Below are 17,168 nucleotides of genomic sequence, written 5' to 3' on the forward strand. Positions count from 1 at the left end.
TGATCCCGCAAGTTCGGCGAAACCACCGTGGGAGTTCATTGTGCCGGCGAAAGTTCGCGGGCGGGTTCCCACGCCGGATCGATCGTCCGCCCGACTGCGTCGGCGATTTTCCTACACAATGCCATCAATTCATCGAACTGCTCGAACGTCAGGGATTGGAAACCGTCGCTCATGGCGCGTTCCGGGGTAGGATGGACTTCCACGATCAGACCATCGGCCCCGGCGGCCACCGCAGCAGCGGCCATGCGTCCTACCAGAACGCTGTGTCCGGTGCCGTGGCTGGGATCGACGACCACCGGCAAGTGCGTTCGCTCGTGCAACCATACGACGGTGGCCAGCGACAGAGTGAAACGCGTATGCGTTTCGAAGGTGCGAATGCCGCGTTCGCAAAGAATGACGTTGTGATTCCCGGTGTTCAAAACATACTCAGCGGCCAGGAGCAATTCCTCCGCGGAAGCGGCAGGTCCTCTCTTAAGCAAGACGGGCTTGCCAGCTTGTCCTACCTCTTCGAGCAGGCGGTAGTTCTGCATGTTTCTCGCGCCGATTTGCAAGACGTCGGCATAGGCCGCCACGACCTCCACGTCGGCAGGCGTGATCACCTCCGTCACGATGGGCAAACCGGTCTCGGCCCTGGCGGCCGCTAGAATTTTCAGCCCGTCCTCTTTCAAACCCTGGAAAGCGTAGGGACTTGTTCGGGGCTTGAAGGCACCGCCCCGCAAGGCTGCTGCACCCGACGCCTTCACCGCCCGCGCGGTGGCCAAAGTCTGTTCCTCGTTCTCCACGGAACACGGACCGGCGATGACGCCGACGTGGGAATTGCCGAGGACCAACGGACCGACGCGAACCACCGTCCGGTCGGGGCGAACTTCCAGACTGGCGACCTTGTAGGGGGCCAAAATCGGGATGATCTCCGCGACGCCCGGGCACGACTCCAGCGATTGCCGATGTTCGTCGCGTTTGTTTCCGATCGCCGCGATGACCGTCCGCTCCGTCCCCATAATGACGTGAGGCTTCAAACCGAGCTCTCTCACTCGATTCACCACCCCGCGGATCTGTTCATCCGTAGCACCGTTTTTCATCACTACAATCATGACCGAATCCTCCACTTGGAACTGTGCCGCTGAAAAACGTCTTGCGGCGGCTACCGATACCCGACACGAAGTCCACTTACGACGAAAAAGCCCTGACAATCGGTCGCGATTGCCAGGGCTTTCAGGGTTTCGATCTGTCTTGCGTTATACTCTACAGACCGCCTCCCGCCCCGCAATCGCGGGGGCGATAAAACCCGAAATAGGCGGCCCACAGAAGATACATCGACAAAGCCTTTTGATTCAGATTTCCGAGTTCCGAACCTTCGATCGAACTCGATACATCAACTATCGAAAATATAAGCCCTCCCAATCACAAAATCAATCCCGCCAATCGAGTTTAACCGACGGCCGGGAAAACATCCGCTTGATCGCCGTTCTCCCGGACCAAACCCAAGAGTCGCAGTTTCTCGAGGCACTCCTCCCGTTCGCGACACCTCTCCAACCCCGCCCAACTGGGATCTTGCGCCGCCGCGAACGTCGTTAAGTCGACCGGAAATCGGCCTTGGGCGACCAACCTGCGGATCACCTCGACGTCCAACCGAGTCAGTAACACGGAATGCAACCGGTAGTCCCGGAACGCCTCCCAAGTGATCGGGAACAGCGGAGCCACGATCTCCTCCCCCAGGACCCGCGCGTATTGGCGAATCTCCAACTGCGCGGTGGGATCCAATCGCAACTCCAGAAAATGCAACAAGTTATGCAAATCAATCTTCCAATAGGCCTCGGTGTACGTGGACAGGGGCAAGTCCTTGCGGGCCTGTTCCCGGGCGACTCCCAAGGACAAACGGCGCTGATAGACCTCTCTCGCTCGGTCTTGCAGTTCCCGTTCCTCCGCAGACAGATCCGCCCCCAAGGCCTCCGGCAACTCACCCTGGCTTCCCTGTCGATTGACCTTCGATTGCATGCGCCACTGATCGGGGTCCGTACGATGAGCGGCGTCGATCGCCACGGAATAGCGAGTGCTGTATTCGTTCACCGAGGCCGTGCGATGCCGGATCCATTGTCGCCAGATGTCCATCGGCACCCGGACCAAAAATTTCAACTCCGCCATCTCAAAGGGCGTGGTGTGACGGTGCCGCATCAAGTAACGAATCAAGGTGCGATCGTCGGACACGCGTTTGGTGCCCTCGCCGTAACTCACCCGAGCGGCTTGCACTACCGCCGCGTCGCTCCCCATCACGTCCACCAGGCAGACGAATCCGTCGTCCAGCACGGGGAACTTTTTCCAGCGCAATGATTCCAAGGTTTCCACGTAGTTGGCCATGGCGGTTTTCAGTACCAAGGAGAGGGCGACCTGCCGATTGCCTGGAGATTTGCGGTGGCAACCGATGACTTCAAAAACCGGAACGCACGAAACGGCGCCCGTCACGTCTTTCCGCCGCCGCCTTGCAATTCCTGAAGGAGATTGGCCAAATAGGTTGGATTGTCGCTCTCGATGAGATGCTGAATCCGATCGGGCGGAACCGACAAGTTCTTCAGGGCGGTCGCCACTCGTACCCACAAACGATCTCGAGCCTTGCCCTCAGCCAGGTACAGATCGCCCACCAAGTCCCCCAACTTTTGGAGCATCAAGGTGTCGCGGTGCTCATAATACCGCCGGATGATACCCTGTTGATACTTGGTTCGCGCTTGTCCGGAAGCTGAAGCCTTCTTCGCCACGCCGCGTTCTCCCTAATCTTGCCCCGCTTCGACGATCATAGACCGGGAGTCTCCATCTGTCGAGGACGGGCACGGCACGTCCCCAGCGACCCGGGTGCAATGGATGAGCACCGTCCGACTGATGGGAAGATGGTAACCCGTAAGGGGAGAAAACGATCCGAACGCAGACCAAGGTCCTTACTTTTGGGATGCCTCATTCAGTTGGCTTGGGGGTGTGGAATCAGCTTTTTTAACTCGGCGCGGACGTCGGCATACCGTGGATCGCCGCCCAGATTGTGCATTTCCGCAGGGTCGTTGTCGTGGTCGTACAACTCCACACCGCGGGCGCCGCCGTCCCATTCCGTGTAGCGCCACCTCGCCGTGCGAACGCTATAGCCGTGAAAAACGTTCTTCCCGGCCCCGCGGGTAACTTGGGTCACCGCGAAAGGCTTGCCGGGGTGGTCCGGGTTTTCGAGCAAAGGTCTCATGCTCGTTCCGTCGAGGTGCGGCGGCATCGCAAGGCCGCACAGATCGACCAGGGTGGGATAGATATCCACCATCTCCACGATCCCGGCAGTAGCTTTGCCGGCGTCCTTCATCCCCGGCACCGCAACGATCAACGGCACCCTGGCTGACTCCTCAAAAAGAGAACGCTTTTGCCAGAGACCGTGCTCGTGCATGTGATAGCCGTGATCGCTCGTCATTACGATTACGGTATCGTCCGCCAAACCAAGGCGATCCAGCGAATCCAAAACCTTCCCGACTTGCGCATCCATGAAGGTGATGCTCGCCAGGTACGCCTGCACCGCCTGTCGTCTCAGGCCGTCGTCCATTTCACGTTCTTCGCGTTTGAGGGTAACCGCCGCCGCGGGTATGGTATCGAAATAACCGGGCGGAATTTGAGGCAACGGCACCTGATCCACCGGGTACATTTGAAAATAATGGTGCGGCGCAACATAGGGGGTGTGGGGGCGATAAAACCCCACCGCCAAGAAGAATCGCTCGGTTCGGTGCTCCTCCAGCAGTCGCACGGCCTCCGCCGCGCCAATCCCGTCCGTTTGTTCTTCGTCAACGCCGTCGGCGGAGAGCCAACTCAACGTGCCGCCGAACTGTCCCTTGACTAGGGTGAAGATTTTGTCCTCTTCGTCCTTGTCGCGACCTCGCGGGTTGACGACCACATCCCACGATTGCGGGTCGTCCATGCCGCTCGTGCCGATCTGTCCCGGGACCCCGTAATGGAACAGCTTTCCCACTCGGGCGACGAAATAGCCGTGTTTGCGGAAACACTCCGGCATCGTCACAACGTCGGGCACATTCTCGCGAAAATGAACGGCGTTATCGTAAACCCGCGTATGATCCGGGCGTAAGCCGGTCAAGAACGATGCACGACTCGGATTGCACAGGGGAAACTGCGTGTACGCGCGATCGAATTTCCTCCCTCGAGCGGCCAGACGATCGATATTCGGTGTTCGCACCATGGGATGTTGATAGCACGACAGGGCATTGTTCAAATCGTCGGCGATCAGAAACAAGACGTTGAATCGCCCCTTAGGAGAAGGCGTCTCCGCCGCCGCAGCGTTCGATGCCGCACACCCAATCCCAAATACGCTCACGAGTAATACCGCCACCGCAAGGTGAATCCGGACCGCCGCAATCCTCGGATGATCCATGGTCGTTTTCCTGATGCAAGAGAATTCCAGCCATTAACTCGGGCATCCCATCGAAAACGCCCGACTACATCGTCACCTCATTTTTCGAGGCCGTCGGGGCCTAAGCACGTCGGCGGCAAGACCTCCGGAAAGGCCTCGTCGCCCTCCATATCATAGGGCAACCGGAACACGGTGTCGCCGGCCTCGTTCGTAAAGTAAAGCCGGGATTCGGAAAAGTCATCCGGGTTCCCGTCCGCCCAGAGGGCGAAAAAGTCGGGCTGTGCGTTCACCGGTCGTCGTACATAGTTGTGATTGAACTCGCTCCGGCAGGTGACGTTCCGCTCCTTTTTCCAGTTTTCGCCTTCGTCCGTGCTGACCCAAATCGCAATCTCTCCGCCCGAGCCGATCGGCTGCGGACCTGGCTCCGTGGGACCGATCACCCGCCACATTCCGGGCCGAACGTCGATCATGCCCGTCGAGTAGTTGTGATTGGCGGACGTGATTTCATGGAATGCCCACTCGTCTCCCAGCCAATGCGCCACGGTCCACCAACGCGGATCGCCCTCCGGGCCGGGCTTGTAGCTCGCTGAAGTAATGTAAAGGATGACGGGCCGACCCTGCTCGTCCCAATCCAAATCGTGAATGTAGACCAGGCGCTTCTCGGCTTCGTAATCCCGAACCAAAGCGGGATTGTGCGGGTCGGAGAGGGGCAGCTCCAGAACCTCGCCGCGGACATTGCGCCACGTCCTTCCCATGTCGTCCGTGTGAATGTAATACAAGTTCGTGCGACGATCGACGTTTCCGCCCGGGTGATAATTGAAGGCCGTAAACACGGTCTTGCCGTTCTGCCAGCTTGTCTGGTAGTGCCCTCCCATGCCGGCGAACTTGCGATCGGGGGCCCAATCGCGACCGTCCGGGCTGGTGCTGAAGTAAAGCTCCCGCCCGTTCGTGTACTTGGTAAACAGATGCAAGAAACCTTCACCCTGAAACCATCGCGGTTGCGGATAGGTGATTTCTCGCTCGCTGATCAGCTCGAAATCTTCGATTGAATACGGTTCCTTGCTTCGATAAATAAAGCCGGGGCGAATCCGCCCCCGTCCGCTGATGAACACCCACAGGTGGCCGTCCCCGTCCACCCACAGCGCGGCGTTGTCGTGCGGATCATCGACGCCTTGCTTGTCGTGGACGATGGTAGGTTTAGGCACCGTCTTCCGCGTGTGATCGTAGTACGAAATCATGTTGAGGAGGTGACGTTTGCCTTCCTTGGCCCCTCCGTACACGAAAAAGGTCTTATTGACGGCGGGACAGAAAACCGCGATCGGTACGTGGTTGGCCGTGTACGTTCCCAACCCGCCGGAATACTTGTCGCCGTACTCCGTGAACTGCCCCAATGTGAACCAAATACCCCGGTAGCCGTTGTCCTTTTCGGAGGCCGCAGCGAAGGAGTCAACCGGGCACCACGCACCCGCCGGAAGTACCGCCACCATTAAAAGCATCGCAAGAAAACGGATTCGCGACCGCATCCTCTCGCTCCACGCTGGAAAACGGATCATTACCGGGCACCGTCTTTTCCCAAGCAACTCGTTGAGAAACGGCACCAGCCAACATATTATGAGAACTGATTCCGGCGTGCAAGAAAGTAACCACTTCCGACCGACTCACAGCGCAGAGGATGACGCCATGACGTTCCTGACACGATGCAAACCCTCGCTTGGGTTCGCCGCCATTGCGATGTTACTGATCTCGGCCGTTTCCACGACTCGGGGAGAGGAGTCACCGCTCCGCGCCAAGGTGCTGACATTCAACATTCGCTACGGCACGGCACCGGACGGACCGAATCACTGGTCCAACCGAAAGGATATGGTCATCGATCTCATCCGTCGCGGTGAGTACGACTTCGTCGGGCTTCAAGAGGCGCTGCGCTTTCAGATCGATGAGATTCGGCAAGCCATAGGACACCTCCAGGAAATCGGAGTCGGTCGTGAGGACGGAAAGCAAGCCGGCGAATATTCCGCGATTCTTTACGATAGTCGCCGATGGCGCGTCGTCGATCAGGGCACGTTTTGGCTCTCCGACACGCCGACGGTGCCGGGGTCGAAGACATGGGGCAACAACATTCCCCGAATCGTGACCTGGGCAAGATTCGCCGAATCATCGAGCGACCGGGAGTTGTACGTCTTCAATACCCATTTCGACCATCAATCCCAACCATCCCGTGAAAGAAGCGCCGACTTGCTCGCGCGTCGTCTTGCCCAACGCGAACCCATGCGTCCGGTCGTGGTGACGGGAGATTTCAACGCTGCGGAAGACAACCCCGCGATCAGGCTCCTGAAGGGGGAGACGGCAGGTTCTCCGATTCGGCTGCACGACACGTTTCGTCTTCTTCACCCTGACGCCAGAGACGTCGGCACGTTCCACGGGTTTCAAGGCGGCACGTCGGGCGGCAAGATCGATTACGTCTTCGTCGAGTCGGGAGCGAAAGTGCTACGGGCCGAAATACTCCACGACTCAAAGGACGGAAAATATCCGTCCGATCACTATCCCGTCATGGCCGAGATCGAGTGGCCCTTGACGACGAACTGATCCGGCGGCGAAAAGCTTACTCAACCAATCCCAAGGGCGGCGGATGGAGTCTTCTCCCTCGCCCGCCTCGTCGGGAATCGACGCTCCGGATACTATTCTGCGTTTCCCAGCAGAATCACCTCCAACCGCGACGGGGGAGGGTAGGGGGGATCGCGCGGGCGATCGCGGTTCGGCGGCAACGTCTCCCAGCGAAGGATGTAGCGCCCGCGCGGGGCGCTGCCCGCGTCGGACGCGATGCGAACCTGCATACCGGGGAAGGATGATTCCACCTTTCGCAAAGCGTCCGGCAATCCGGAGGTGATCCGGCGGACTTCTCGAACCGCCAAAGTCTCTTCATCCAGAAGCCACATCCCGCTGCCGTAACGGCTATGGTGGAATTCCTGCTGCAACAATCCGGGACCGTCCGGGCGTATCGGACCGGCGCTGATTTCACCGCCGATGGATCCGCCGCCGCTGAATTCCCAGCGGTAGTCCCAGTCGCTGAGGGCACGAATTTTCCATGCCCCCGCCTCCCAGCGTGCCGCGAAGATTTGGCTCCGCCCCGCATCGTCGTAGCGGTGGTAGGAAAGGATCGGTCTTCGCTCGTGATCGAAACCGACGTGATGCCCCATGTTGATCATCCCTCCGCCCACCGGCGTTCCATCGACGATGACATCCGGACTGTCGGGAGTGATCGGCAAGGCGATCGCTCGACCGGAAACGGTTTCCCAATGCTCCAAATCCGGGGATCGCGCGTAGCAAAGGGTGTGGTTCGTGGCGCAATCGGGGGTATCGCGCCACATCCAGCAGACATGCCACCAACCGTCCGGTCCGAGAATCGGTCCCGAGGGATAAGCGCTCTTTTCCTCGCCGCCGTCCCACATCGGTTCATCGAACAGACGCCGCCAGGTTTGAGATGCGGCCTCGTATACATTGAAAAACTGGCGCCCGCGCCCGCTGGCACCATCCCGGTAGAAAAAGATCAACGTGCCGTCAGGGCGGGAAATGAACCGCGGGTAGGTGCATCGCTGCTCGTCCCGCCCCACCATGCGGTGGATCGCCTGAAACGTGGTGATGTCGTCCGGTTCCGCGGTGCGAAAATACACCAAGGGTTGGACGTGCACGTTGCCTGCCAAGTGCAGTCGCCCGTCGGTATCCCGCGCCATCACGATTCCATTGTGGCTGTCCCAGCCCACTTTCGAATCCAGCTTTTGCCGGGTCCATACCTCTTGCGATAGCTCGCGCGAGGCCACCGTCATCACGCGGTCGGCGTCGTAATAGGCCACGTATTGACGCTGCCCGGCGGTGAGCAGGAAAAATCCCACGGGATGGCCCGCCCAAACGCGGTCCACTTCCCAGCGTCCCAAGACTCCGCTGCTCGTATCGGCATCGCTCTCAGCAACGATCGGACGGCACACGCCGCTGACGACCAGAATGACGGCGAGAATCAACAGACGGGAGAAAGTCATGGCCGGGACACCTTTTGCTTGGGAATGGCGGGGAGGGAGAAAGCCGCGGGGGACAACATGACAACGGAGGGGTGAACTACGGGGTTGATCGCACGGTCTACTCCGAAACCACACCCGCACTGTAAAGTCCTTGCCGATAAATTCGCGCCCGAACGTCATCGACAACCCAATGACACACGCAGGAGTGAATGCTTTCCACCATTTCCATGTCGTTGAGAGCCACGTGCAGGCCCTTTTTCTGTAAACGTTTCAAGGCCCCGCCGTCGAAACCGGTCATGCCGTAGGTATCCAAACCGTGCTCGTTGGCCCATTCGACGGCACGAATGATGTTCGGACTGTTTCCGGAACCGCTGATCGCGATCAGAAGGTCGCCGGCTTGGGCATAATTCGCCAGTTGCTGCACAAAGACCTGTTCATATCCCAGGTCGTTGGCCAAGGCCGTCAACCACGCCATGTTGGCCGTCAGACTGATGGAGCGGATCCTGCGCATGGAACCGCTCACCAGATCGCTTTCACGAATGACTCCCTTGGCCAGGTCCTGGGCCAGATGCGACCCCGTCGCCGCAGACCCGCCGTTACCGCAAACAAAGACGTTCCTCCCATGTTCCCAAGCCGAAACAATCATGCCGGAGAAGTCGTTCAACGCTCGTTCATCGAGCTTACGCAACTCGCTCGCCAATCGGTCCATGTACTCTTGCAAGCTGCAATGACCGCCCAACATACCAACCCGCCTTTCTCATCGACAAAAATCACGACCAACGTCTCACTTCGGCCAACTCTTTGCACGAGGACCGCGCCGGATTCGCAACACGCCTCATCCGACATTCGGCGACGATTCAGCTACGCGAAGACGGTTATCCGTCATCTTCCTTAGCGTGGGGGTGTTTCGGGTCCGCCGCGTCGGTCCCGCCGCATTCGGGCGCTGCGAGGTCGACGACGACCGCCTCGGAAGCCACGACGAAAACCTTACCGTCCCCCATTCGGCCGCTCCGGGCCTGCTGCACCACCATGCGCATCACCTCTTCCGCTCGCAAGTCATCGACCCATAACGTGATCTCCACCTTGGGCAGGAAGGCAAATGCGTAGACTCCGCCGCGATACTCCTCGAGGTAGTGCTTTTGCCGTCCGAATCCCTTCACCTCGCAAACCGTAATGGCTTCCACCGGAGCGTTTCTGAGCGATTCCAGAACCCGTTCCGCGACGAAGGGGCGAACAATGGCAACGATTTGCCTCATCGGCGTCGTTCTCTTTGAACCGACACGGCGGTCCGCTGCCGACCTTCTTGGCCGGCGGAGACGCAGCATCCGCAACTCGCGAAAGCCGACCGCGCCGTTCTTTTGATAATGTGACGCGAAACAACGCTCCAACATAATCGGTCTTCCGCACGGTAATCAACCACCATCACGGCGCCGCCAGCGAGCACGAGAGCTCCACGAACCGTCTTGTTTCCGGGCTGAGCGAGGTTCATACTGTGAAAAGCAAAGGCGGCTCTGGGGAATTACTTCCGGCGAACTCCGCCTAAATACGCAATCAAGCCCGCCCGCGGTGATTGATACATTTTTCTCGAAAAGGAGAATCCCACCATGTCGGCTTGGATGCGCACCTTGCCCTTGATTTCGACTTTGGTCGCGTGCCTGACCTGGACACCATTGGTTTTCGCGTCAGGAAATGAGCCGCCTGCCGAGGTTCCCAGTCAACATCGCCCTCCGAATCTTATCATCATTTTCGCGGATGACATGGGATACGGAGATATCGCCAGTTGGGGTCACCCCTCGATCAACACCCCCAACTTGGATCGGATGGCCGCCGAGGGACAAAAATGGACCAGCTTTTATGTGGCGGCATCGGTTTGTACTCCCAGTCGGGCGGGATTGATGACGGGCAGGCTTCCGATCCGCAGCGGTATGTGCTCCGACACCCGCCGGGTGCTCTTCCCCGACTCGGCCGGCGGTTTGCCCGACGATGAAATCACCGTGGCGGAGATTCTTTCCGGGCGGGGGTATGCCACCGCCTGCGTCGGAAAATGGCATCTCGGCCATCTTCCCGAATACATCCCGACGCGACAGGGGTTCGATCAATACTTCGGTCTCCCCTATTCCAACGACATGGATCGCGTCGCCTCGGCCCCGCCCGGTCGCAAAGCCTTCCTGGACCCTCAGGTCTCTTTCTGGAACGTGCCGTTGATGAGAAACACGGAAATCATCGAACGCCCCGCCGACCAGACGACGTTGACGCGGCGATACACCGAAGAAGCCGTGCGATTCATTCAGGCCAACCGTGATCGGCCGTTCTTTCTCTATCTCGCTCACACGATGCCTCATGTCCCCCTGTTTCGGTCTTCCGAATTCGTCAATCGCAGTCTACGCGGCCTGTACGGCGATGTGATCGAGGAGATCGATCGGTCCGTAGGGACGATATTGACAACTCTTCGCGAGGCGGAGTTGGCGGAGGATACGTGGGTCGTATTCACCTCGGACAACGGCCCGTGGCTCGTCTTCGAGGAACAAGGCGGTTCGGCCGGAGTCCTGCGGAACGGCAAGGGCAGCACTTGGGAAGGAGGTATGCGGGTGCCCTGCGTGATGTGGTGGCCCGGACGCATTCCCGCCGGTTCCGTCGTCCGCGAGATGGGCAGCACGCTCGACATTTTGCCCACCGCCGCACATTTGGCCGGGGCGGAGGTCCCGCGGGATCGCGTCTTGGACGGCTACGATATCAGCCCCGCCATGTTCGGGACCGGCCCCAGCCCGAGAACTCACATGTTCTTTTACCGCGGTACCCAACTCTACGCGGTACGCCAGGGACCGTACAAGGCGCACTTCATTACCGAAGAACCGTACGGCAGCAACACCAACCGGCAGGTCCACGAACCGCCGCTGCTGTTCAATTTGGAAATGGATCCTGGGGAGCAGAGGGACGTCGCTTCCGCGCACCCGGAGGTAATCGCGAGTATTCGGGAACTCGTCGCGCGGCATCAGGCGGAACTGCAACCGGGCAAGCCGCAACTCGACAAGACAATTTCCCGGCAATGAGTTTGGGTTGCCGTTGGAGCGTCAACGAAGCCGGTTTCAAGAGTCTGTGTGTCGTTTACTCGAAGATCGGTTGCGCGCCGAAGATCGGTTGTCGGCGGTCTGATCGCGCTTCACCCGATGCCGGATGCACGTAGCGCCACGCCGCCGGTTCCGCCTGCGATTCTTCACCCAAGAACGCCGGGATGACGATCTTGTCCGAAGGATAGGCGGGAAGGTCCGGCGGTACGGACCGGCGGATAAGACGAAAGTCGCCCCCCGCCGAATCGGCGAAAAGCGGCCACGCCCACGCAAAGGAGTTGTCCTCCCGGGATGCGAGGGAATCCCAGCGGACGGCGAAGCTTCCGGTAAACCAATTATCGACCGCCAGGCAACCGACAGGCTCGGCACCGCCCCGCATTGCGATCAAGCTTTGTCCGGACTGCCGCGAACCGCCGTCGCTGACCAGGTTTCCGATCATCCGGGCTTTGGCCTCGGGCGTGGAAAGCTCGATCACCGGCGAAATGAACGGCGTGACGATCGTGTTGAAATACAAGAAGAGCGTACCGTTCCGGCCTTTTCCGCCGTCTTGCCCAAAATGGATGACGCCCCGATTGCCGGAACATCGGGGGTTCTTCGCGATGATGTTCCCCCAAAGCACGGCATGGCTTTCCGGAATGGTCGTCTCCGCTGCGTCCACCAAGTCCAGTTCCCTGTTGGCGGAATCGTGGATGTAGCAGCATTCCACCCATGTGTGATGGGCACGACTCTTGACGTTGTGCCCGGTCAGACTCCCATAAATCTCACAGAAGCGTAAGCGAACGCTCGCCCCACCGAGGTAGAGATTGTGATTGTAGCCGGGATCCGCCGGATCACCGTTTCCATAAATAATGCATTTCTCGATCCTTTGATCCACGCCCGCTGCCGGCGAACCGTCACCGTTAGACATGATGCCCATGTCGTTTCCGTGGATGCGACAACCGCGGATGACCACGGAGTCGGCCTGATTGATGCGGACGCCGGCCCCGTTGTGCGAGTCATTATGGGCACCGAAGATCTCGAAGCCCTCCAGTACACACCCGTCCGCCTCGGGGTCGAACTGGAAGACGGCCCGCGGCGTCCTGCCTCGACCGCTGTAGTCGAAGCCCTTCCCCGAAACGCGAACTAAGCTCTGCGAGTTTCCGCCCACCGAAGCCGAAATAACCTGCGTCACTCCCCGAAACGTCAATCGCGGCTTCTTTACCAAGAGCGCCGTCGTCTCATACGGTTCTCCGCCTTCCCGCGGATAGACCAAGATCACGTCGCCCGGCGCGGCTGCCGCATAGGCATCCTCAATCCTGGCAAAGTCTTTGCCCGGCCCCACGGTGCGTTCAGCCGCCGCCGCCCAACAACCCGCTGCCAGGAACCCCCACAGCGCGGCTCGCTTCACAATTCGCAGGGATTGCAGAACACCGAACCCCGGAACGTCAGGCTCTCGCGTTCGTCGGCACGCCGGCGCAACCGATTGTCGCAACATATGCGGACTCCTCACGACCAACATCTTCGGGCGCACGGCGGCGACCGCCATCACAAGATCGAACCAAACGACCGACAGCGCTTCGCGGACCCAAGAGCCATCGGCTTGGTCGGCGCGGGAATCGCCGATGGGCGACACTCCTTTGACGCCTTCCCGGAGCGCCAATCCGCCCCGCCGCGAGACGACATCTTTGTATCGCCGTCAGCGAGACAAGTCCAGTTCTCGGCGGTCGATTCCGCCCTTGTGCGACTGTACGCGTACCGCCAGCGGCCCCCGACCTTGCAGATACCAACGGACATAGACAGCCGACATCCCCGGCACGAAATCGACCTTTAATTCACCCGGATTCTCCTTTTGTTCCCGGGCATTCTCAAAGAAGGGGCTATCGCTGATTAGTCCGAGGATGACCTTGTCGGCTCCCTCTATGGCTACTCGATCCGGCGGCGTGATTCGGCGCTGTCGATCTACGACTGAACGCGTCGGCATCAAACGCCGATTCTCGATGGCGGCGGTGATGCGCAAGATTCCGTTCGCTTCGCGCCGCACTTCCGTGTCTCCCACCCGCAACAAGGGCATCTGATCGGCATGATATAAGACGAAGGCCATATTCCGATGACATTCCTCCTCCAGCATGAACGCCGGAGGTTGGCGCCCCCAAGATTTCACCGCTCCGCCGACCTCGATCTTGCCGTATTGCGGATGGCGCACTTCTTTCCATGGCACATAACCTTGTCCCAGCAAGAGATACCGGTCGAATTCCCGCATCTGCTCCTCGCGCAAGTTGACCGTTCGATCCGTCGGGTCACCGAAGTAATTGCGCGGGGTGAACAATTCCGTGGTGAAACAGAAAATCCCTCGCATCTGATAGAGCCAATCCAACTCTCCGCCGTACACGGTGTACAAGTCTTTGTGAATGACCAAGTAACGATAGCCCGGCAGAATCTTCTCGCCCTTTTGCGCCAAGGCATCGAAGACCTCGATGTCGTCTCCCGGGTACGAATCTTCGGCGGAACCCGGTCCCCGCAAGATCATCCCACCGAAATTGTGAAAGGATTGAGCGCCCACGATATTCGGGTGTCGCAGAATGAACTCCGCCGCGGCGCGATTCTCCGGCAAAGCCAACGGATACAGGATCGCACCGCCTTGCACGTATTGCGGTTGCCACTGCCAGGGCCAATTGCGGTTGGGGTCGTAATTGCCGGGCGGATCCTCGTTGATCTTGCCATCTCCGTCGTTGTCGTAGCCCTCCGGTCCGAGAATGCGGTATTGCCCGGGTTCATCCGGTTCGGCCGGCACCATCCACTCCGAAAAGCGGGGATGCGGTTTGTATCGACCGTTGGGATCGGCGACCCGCATCAGTGTGATGTTGCCGTCGCCGTCCAAATCATCCCAACCGTCCTCGTCCACCGTGCCATCGCGGTCGTCGTCGAACGGGACTTGCCCGCCCCGCGGCGTATGCGTGGATTGCGGGGTATGAAGATGGGCGTCGCGACTATCCGGGCTCAACATCGGCATGATGTAAAACACGCGATCCTTCAACACACGCGTGATCTTCTCGTTCCGGCCGAAGGACTCCAACAGGAACCACGCGGTATAAAGGGCCACCTCCGTCCCCTGGATTTCGTTGGCGTGAATGCCGGCATCCAGCCAAAAGCCCGGCTTCGCGGAGTCGGAAACGTCGCCCTGCTCGGTAACAGTCAATAGCCACAGTTCACGCCCCTGGTACGATTGCCCTAGAGACTCCAATCGGCACAGCCCGGGATAGGTGTCCGCCATTTGCCGCAGCAATGCCGTGGCTTCCTCGTAATCGTGATAACGATTCCACGCGGTGGGGATGCGAGGCGAGACCGGAGTCCCCATGACCGGATAAGGAAGCTCTTCGGCGGGGCAGGGGAGAGACACGGCAAACGCCGCTAATAAAGCAAGACCGCCGACAAAACGTGTATCCGTGAAATAGGCTCCCGACAATAGTCTCGGCATTCGAGCGACTCCGTATGACATCACAAAAGTTGGGGAATAACTCTTTCGATGATCCAACGCCCTCATTCCGCGGGCAACTCCAGCGTTTTAGCCACCCGCCCAACCTGGGGGGCAGCGACCGTAACTTGCACTCGAAGGCGCGCGGAGTCATCTCGCCGCCGCAGAATCCATCGCAATTCCTTGCGACCGCCATGTCCGGGCAATGGTTCGATGAGAGTTTTGCGAAATCCTTGGACCAACTCCCAGCCCTCGCCCGACAACTCCACCCGCACAGGATACGGTTGCCGGTTGATCTCTCCCATCTTGGGCATGGTGGGCCATTCCCCCGTGTTTTCCACTTCCGCCGTAAGGCGAAACAGACCGCCGCCCAAAGGCTCCAGCGATGACCTCGAAATGCGGAGTCGCGGCAACGCCTCCACGACTCGGGCGAGAAATTGTTCGTGCTTTGTCGCCAGGTCTTCCACCGCCTCCGGAGGCGGATTCCATTGCAAAGTCGGAACGAAGCCGCCGATTTCGACACGGCGGCCGGGATAGTCGGGATGGTCGAAGCGATGCCAATTGACGAACGGGCGAACTCCTCTTGCCTCCCAATAAGCCAACACGTCCCTCGCAAACCGACCCCGTTGGTCCTCTTTTCCGTCAACCGCACCTTTCTTGTCCGATTCCGGCTGCTTATCCTCGCGGGAATCGCGCGAGCCATCCTCCGGGCTGGGATCAGTCGAAGTCTTGCCCTCTACGGTGGGGACCCACATCCTGGCCGCGAAGCTCCAGCGGCCTGCTCCAAAATATGCCCATGCGAAAAAGGAACCGCCTTCCGGTCGGGACTCCGCTCGATCCGAAAACCCCGTCGTATCTCTGTAAAACTTCGCCAAAGGATCGAAAAAGATTGCGTCCGACGCCAAGATTCTCTTTTTGATGCGGGCGGACTCGGCCGATGAATCCGGCGTCCAGGGCTTGAGTATGTTGTCGCACGTCCCAAGCACCATCACGGCGGCGATGTTCCCCTGACGCAGCAAGAGATCCGCCGCCGCTTGCGTTTCGGGTTCGCTCACCTGCCACGGGCCCGCTTCCGAGGCGAAAAAGGGATACTCGAACGGAAAATTGCGGTTGAAGGCCGTCCCGCCGGCGGGATCCTCGTTGACAACCCCGTCATGGTCGTTGTCGATTCCTTCGCTGACGACCCGATACCGGGTTCGGCCGACGTCGGCAGGTTCAAACGGCACCAGCACACGTTCATCCTGCGGGTGAGAAACCCATTCACCCTCAGAATCCACGATCCGCATCGTCAATATTTTGCCGTCGCCATCGACGTCCTCCGGGCCGTCTTCATCGACAAGCCCATCCCCGTCCTCGTCCCAGGGTCGTGCGTTTCGATTTCGCTCCCAAAGTGGGTTCTCCCAAATGCCCGCGTAGGCATCCGGGGAGGCGACCGGCAACAGATAGACGGTGCATCGTTCCAAAAGACTCTTCTTGCCGCCGCGGGATTCGGCATCGGCAATCAATCGCTCCGCCAGTCGCAAAGAGACCGCGACTGAGGAGAATTGCTCGGCATCCGCCCCGGCCACCAAAAGAATCGCCGGCTTGTCTTTGGCTCTCCCGGTTCCCAATTCCATCAACCAAATCGTGCGATCACCTTGCGTCTTCCCTAAGCTTGAAACCCGGCAAAAAGACGACGCCGCCCCAATTTCCTCGACGCGTCGGCAGACCTCGTTCCAGTCGGGAAACCCGGCGCGCGGGTCCCAGTCTTCCGCAAGCAACGGAAACGGTCCAATCGCACAGGCGACGCAAGACGCCGCAACCAAGAACGAGCAGCTTCGCCAAACCCGACTTCGGGCACTGTTTCCAGGTCTTTCGTAAATCAACGGCCTATCTCCGCTTGGTTTGCGATTTCAAAACAAGTTCCGCTCAGAAAAAACGGCTGTCGTCGCAACGGTCTTGTCAGAAATGCTGTTCCCGTCAAAACCTCTTCTAACCAAGATTAACACACGTCCCGGTCCGTGTAACCCAACTCGATTAGCTAATCCGCCAATTCCGCTGGGCCGCCGTGATCGTGATGGGCCACCAAGCTGTGCTCGAGAACCGAAGACGCGGAACAGCCGTTCCCACATCGCGAATGTGTCTTCCCGGCGGAGGCATCTCCCGGATGCCGCGATCGGATACCGGCGGTGACGGCGCTGCAGTACAATGGGTTGCTCCCTTGCCCTCGCCAGGCTGTGCGATAGGGCGATCATTTTCCCGAGAATTTACCGCAGTGTGAG

13 protein-coding genes are annotated in these 17,168 nt (G+C 59.4%); 2 read left to right on the top strand and 11 right to left on the bottom strand.

Annotated features, from left to right (window positions below; all coding sequences use genetic code 11):
* Positions 1-35: 35 nt before the first annotated feature.
* The 5 genes from aroF to ACYQ6J_RS01655 all read right to left on the bottom strand — a co-directional run bounded on the left by aroF (position 36) and on the right by ACYQ6J_RS01655 (position 5,901).
* Positions 36-1,091, bottom strand: coding sequence for a 3-deoxy-7-phosphoheptulonate synthase (gene aroF, locus ACYQ6J_RS01635; protein WP_460182447.1), 1,056 nt, complete (start codon positions 1,089-1,091; stop codon positions 36-38).
* 337 nt (positions 1,092-1,428) lie between these two features.
* Positions 1,429-2,460, bottom strand: a complete 1,032-nt coding sequence (gene thyX / locus ACYQ6J_RS01640) for an FAD-dependent thymidylate synthase (protein WP_460182448.1) — start codon at positions 2,458-2,460, stop codon at positions 1,429-1,431.
* Positions 2,457-2,750, bottom strand: coding sequence for a hypothetical protein (locus ACYQ6J_RS01645; RefSeq protein ID WP_460182449.1), 294 nt, complete (start codon positions 2,748-2,750; stop codon positions 2,457-2,459). Before ACYQ6J_RS01645 ends, thyX begins: the two co-directional genes overlap by 4 nt.
* Positions 2,751-2,947: 197 nt before the next feature.
* Positions 2,948-4,399, bottom strand: coding sequence for a sulfatase (locus tag ACYQ6J_RS01650; protein ID WP_460182450.1), 1,452 nt, complete (start codon positions 4,397-4,399; stop codon positions 2,948-2,950).
* 77 nt (positions 4,400-4,476) lie between these two features.
* Positions 4,477-5,901: a BNR-4 repeat-containing protein gene (locus ACYQ6J_RS01655; RefSeq protein WP_460182451.1), complete on the bottom strand. Its 1,425-nt coding sequence runs from the start codon at positions 5,899-5,901 to the stop codon at positions 4,477-4,479.
* 157 nt (positions 5,902-6,058) lie between these two features.
* Here ACYQ6J_RS01655 and ACYQ6J_RS01660 point away from each other — a divergent pair, with 157 nt between their 5' ends.
* Entirely contained in the window at positions 6,059-6,961 is a 903-nt protein-coding gene (locus ACYQ6J_RS01660; RefSeq protein WP_460182452.1) for an endonuclease/exonuclease/phosphatase family protein, read from the top strand.
* Between the two features lie 92 nt (positions 6,962-7,053).
* Here ACYQ6J_RS01660 and ACYQ6J_RS01665 read toward each other — a convergent pair whose 3' ends face one another.
* From ACYQ6J_RS01665 to ACYQ6J_RS01675, 3 genes are all read right to left on the bottom strand, one after another.
* A complete protein-coding gene (locus ACYQ6J_RS01665) occupies positions 7,054-8,409 on the bottom strand; it encodes a BNR repeat-containing protein (RefSeq protein WP_460182453.1) in 1,356 nt (451 codons plus the stop codon).
* Between the two features lie 97 nt (positions 8,410-8,506).
* Complete coding sequence (locus ACYQ6J_RS01670) at positions 8,507-9,130, bottom strand: D-sedoheptulose-7-phosphate isomerase (protein ID WP_460182454.1); 624 nt, start codon at positions 9,128-9,130, stop codon at positions 8,507-8,509.
* Between the two features lie 133 nt (positions 9,131-9,263).
* Entirely contained in the window at positions 9,264-9,644 is a 381-nt protein-coding gene (locus ACYQ6J_RS01675; RefSeq protein ID WP_460182455.1) for a P-II family nitrogen regulator, read from the bottom strand.
* Between the two features lie 348 nt (positions 9,645-9,992).
* On the opposite strand from ACYQ6J_RS01675, the gene ACYQ6J_RS01680 reads away from it, so the two are divergent.
* Entirely contained in the window at positions 9,993-11,438 is a 1,446-nt protein-coding gene (locus ACYQ6J_RS01680) for a sulfatase family protein (RefSeq protein WP_460182456.1), read from the top strand.
* A 55-nt stretch (positions 11,439-11,493) separates the two neighbouring features.
* On the opposite strand, the gene ACYQ6J_RS01685 is transcribed toward ACYQ6J_RS01680, so the two are convergent.
* From ACYQ6J_RS01685 to ACYQ6J_RS01695, 3 genes are all read right to left on the bottom strand, one after another.
* On the bottom strand, positions 11,494-13,068 hold the full coding sequence (locus tag ACYQ6J_RS01685) for a right-handed parallel beta-helix repeat-containing protein (RefSeq protein ID WP_460182457.1): 1,575 nt from the start codon (positions 13,066-13,068) through the stop codon (positions 11,494-11,496).
* A 63-nt stretch (positions 13,069-13,131) separates the two neighbouring features.
* Positions 13,132-14,910 carry a M14 family metallopeptidase gene (locus ACYQ6J_RS01690; protein WP_460182458.1) on the bottom strand — a complete coding sequence of 593 codons (1,779 nt, stop codon included), beginning with the start codon at positions 14,908-14,910 and terminating at the stop codon, positions 13,132-13,134.
* A 62-nt stretch (positions 14,911-14,972) separates the two neighbouring features.
* Positions 14,973-16,772 (bottom strand): M14 family metallopeptidase, encoded by a 1,800-nt coding sequence (locus tag ACYQ6J_RS01695; protein WP_460182459.1) that lies wholly within the window; start codon positions 16,770-16,772, stop codon positions 14,973-14,975.
* Positions 16,773-17,168: the final 396 nt, after the last annotated feature.

The organism is Thermopirellula anaerolimosa (genome assembly GCF_054657335.1).

What these genes read in the sequence shown, in the direction of transcription:
- aroF (WP_460182447.1), bottom strand. Translation starts at nt 1,091, where the DNA reads ATGATTGTAGTGATGAAAAACGGTGCTACGGATGAACAGATCCGCGGG.
- ACYQ6J_RS01650 (WP_460182450.1), bottom strand. Translation starts at nt 4,399, where the DNA reads ATGGATCATCCGAGGATTGCGGCGGTCCGGATTCACCTTGCGGTGGCG.
- ACYQ6J_RS01655 (WP_460182451.1), bottom strand. Translation starts at nt 5,901, where the DNA reads ATGCGGTCGCGAATCCGTTTTCTTGCGATGCTTTTAATGGTGGCGGTA.
- ACYQ6J_RS01660 (WP_460182452.1), top strand. Translation starts at nt 6,059, where the DNA reads ATGACGTTCCTGACACGATGCAAACCCTCGCTTGGGTTCGCCGCCATT.
- ACYQ6J_RS01665 (WP_460182453.1), bottom strand. Translation starts at nt 8,409, where the DNA reads ATGACTTTCTCCCGTCTGTTGATTCTCGCCGTCATTCTGGTCGTCAGC.
- ACYQ6J_RS01670 (WP_460182454.1), bottom strand. Translation starts at nt 9,130, where the DNA reads ATGTTGGGCGGTCATTGCAGCTTGCAAGAGTACATGGACCGATTGGCG.
- ACYQ6J_RS01675 (WP_460182455.1), bottom strand. Translation starts at nt 9,644, where the DNA reads ATGAGGCAAATCGTTGCCATTGTTCGCCCCTTCGTCGCGGAACGGGTT.
- ACYQ6J_RS01680 (WP_460182456.1), top strand. Translation starts at nt 9,993, where the DNA reads ATGTCGGCTTGGATGCGCACCTTGCCCTTGATTTCGACTTTGGTCGCG.
- ACYQ6J_RS01690 (WP_460182458.1), bottom strand. Translation starts at nt 14,910, where the DNA reads ATGCCGAGACTATTGTCGGGAGCCTATTTCACGGATACACGTTTTGTC.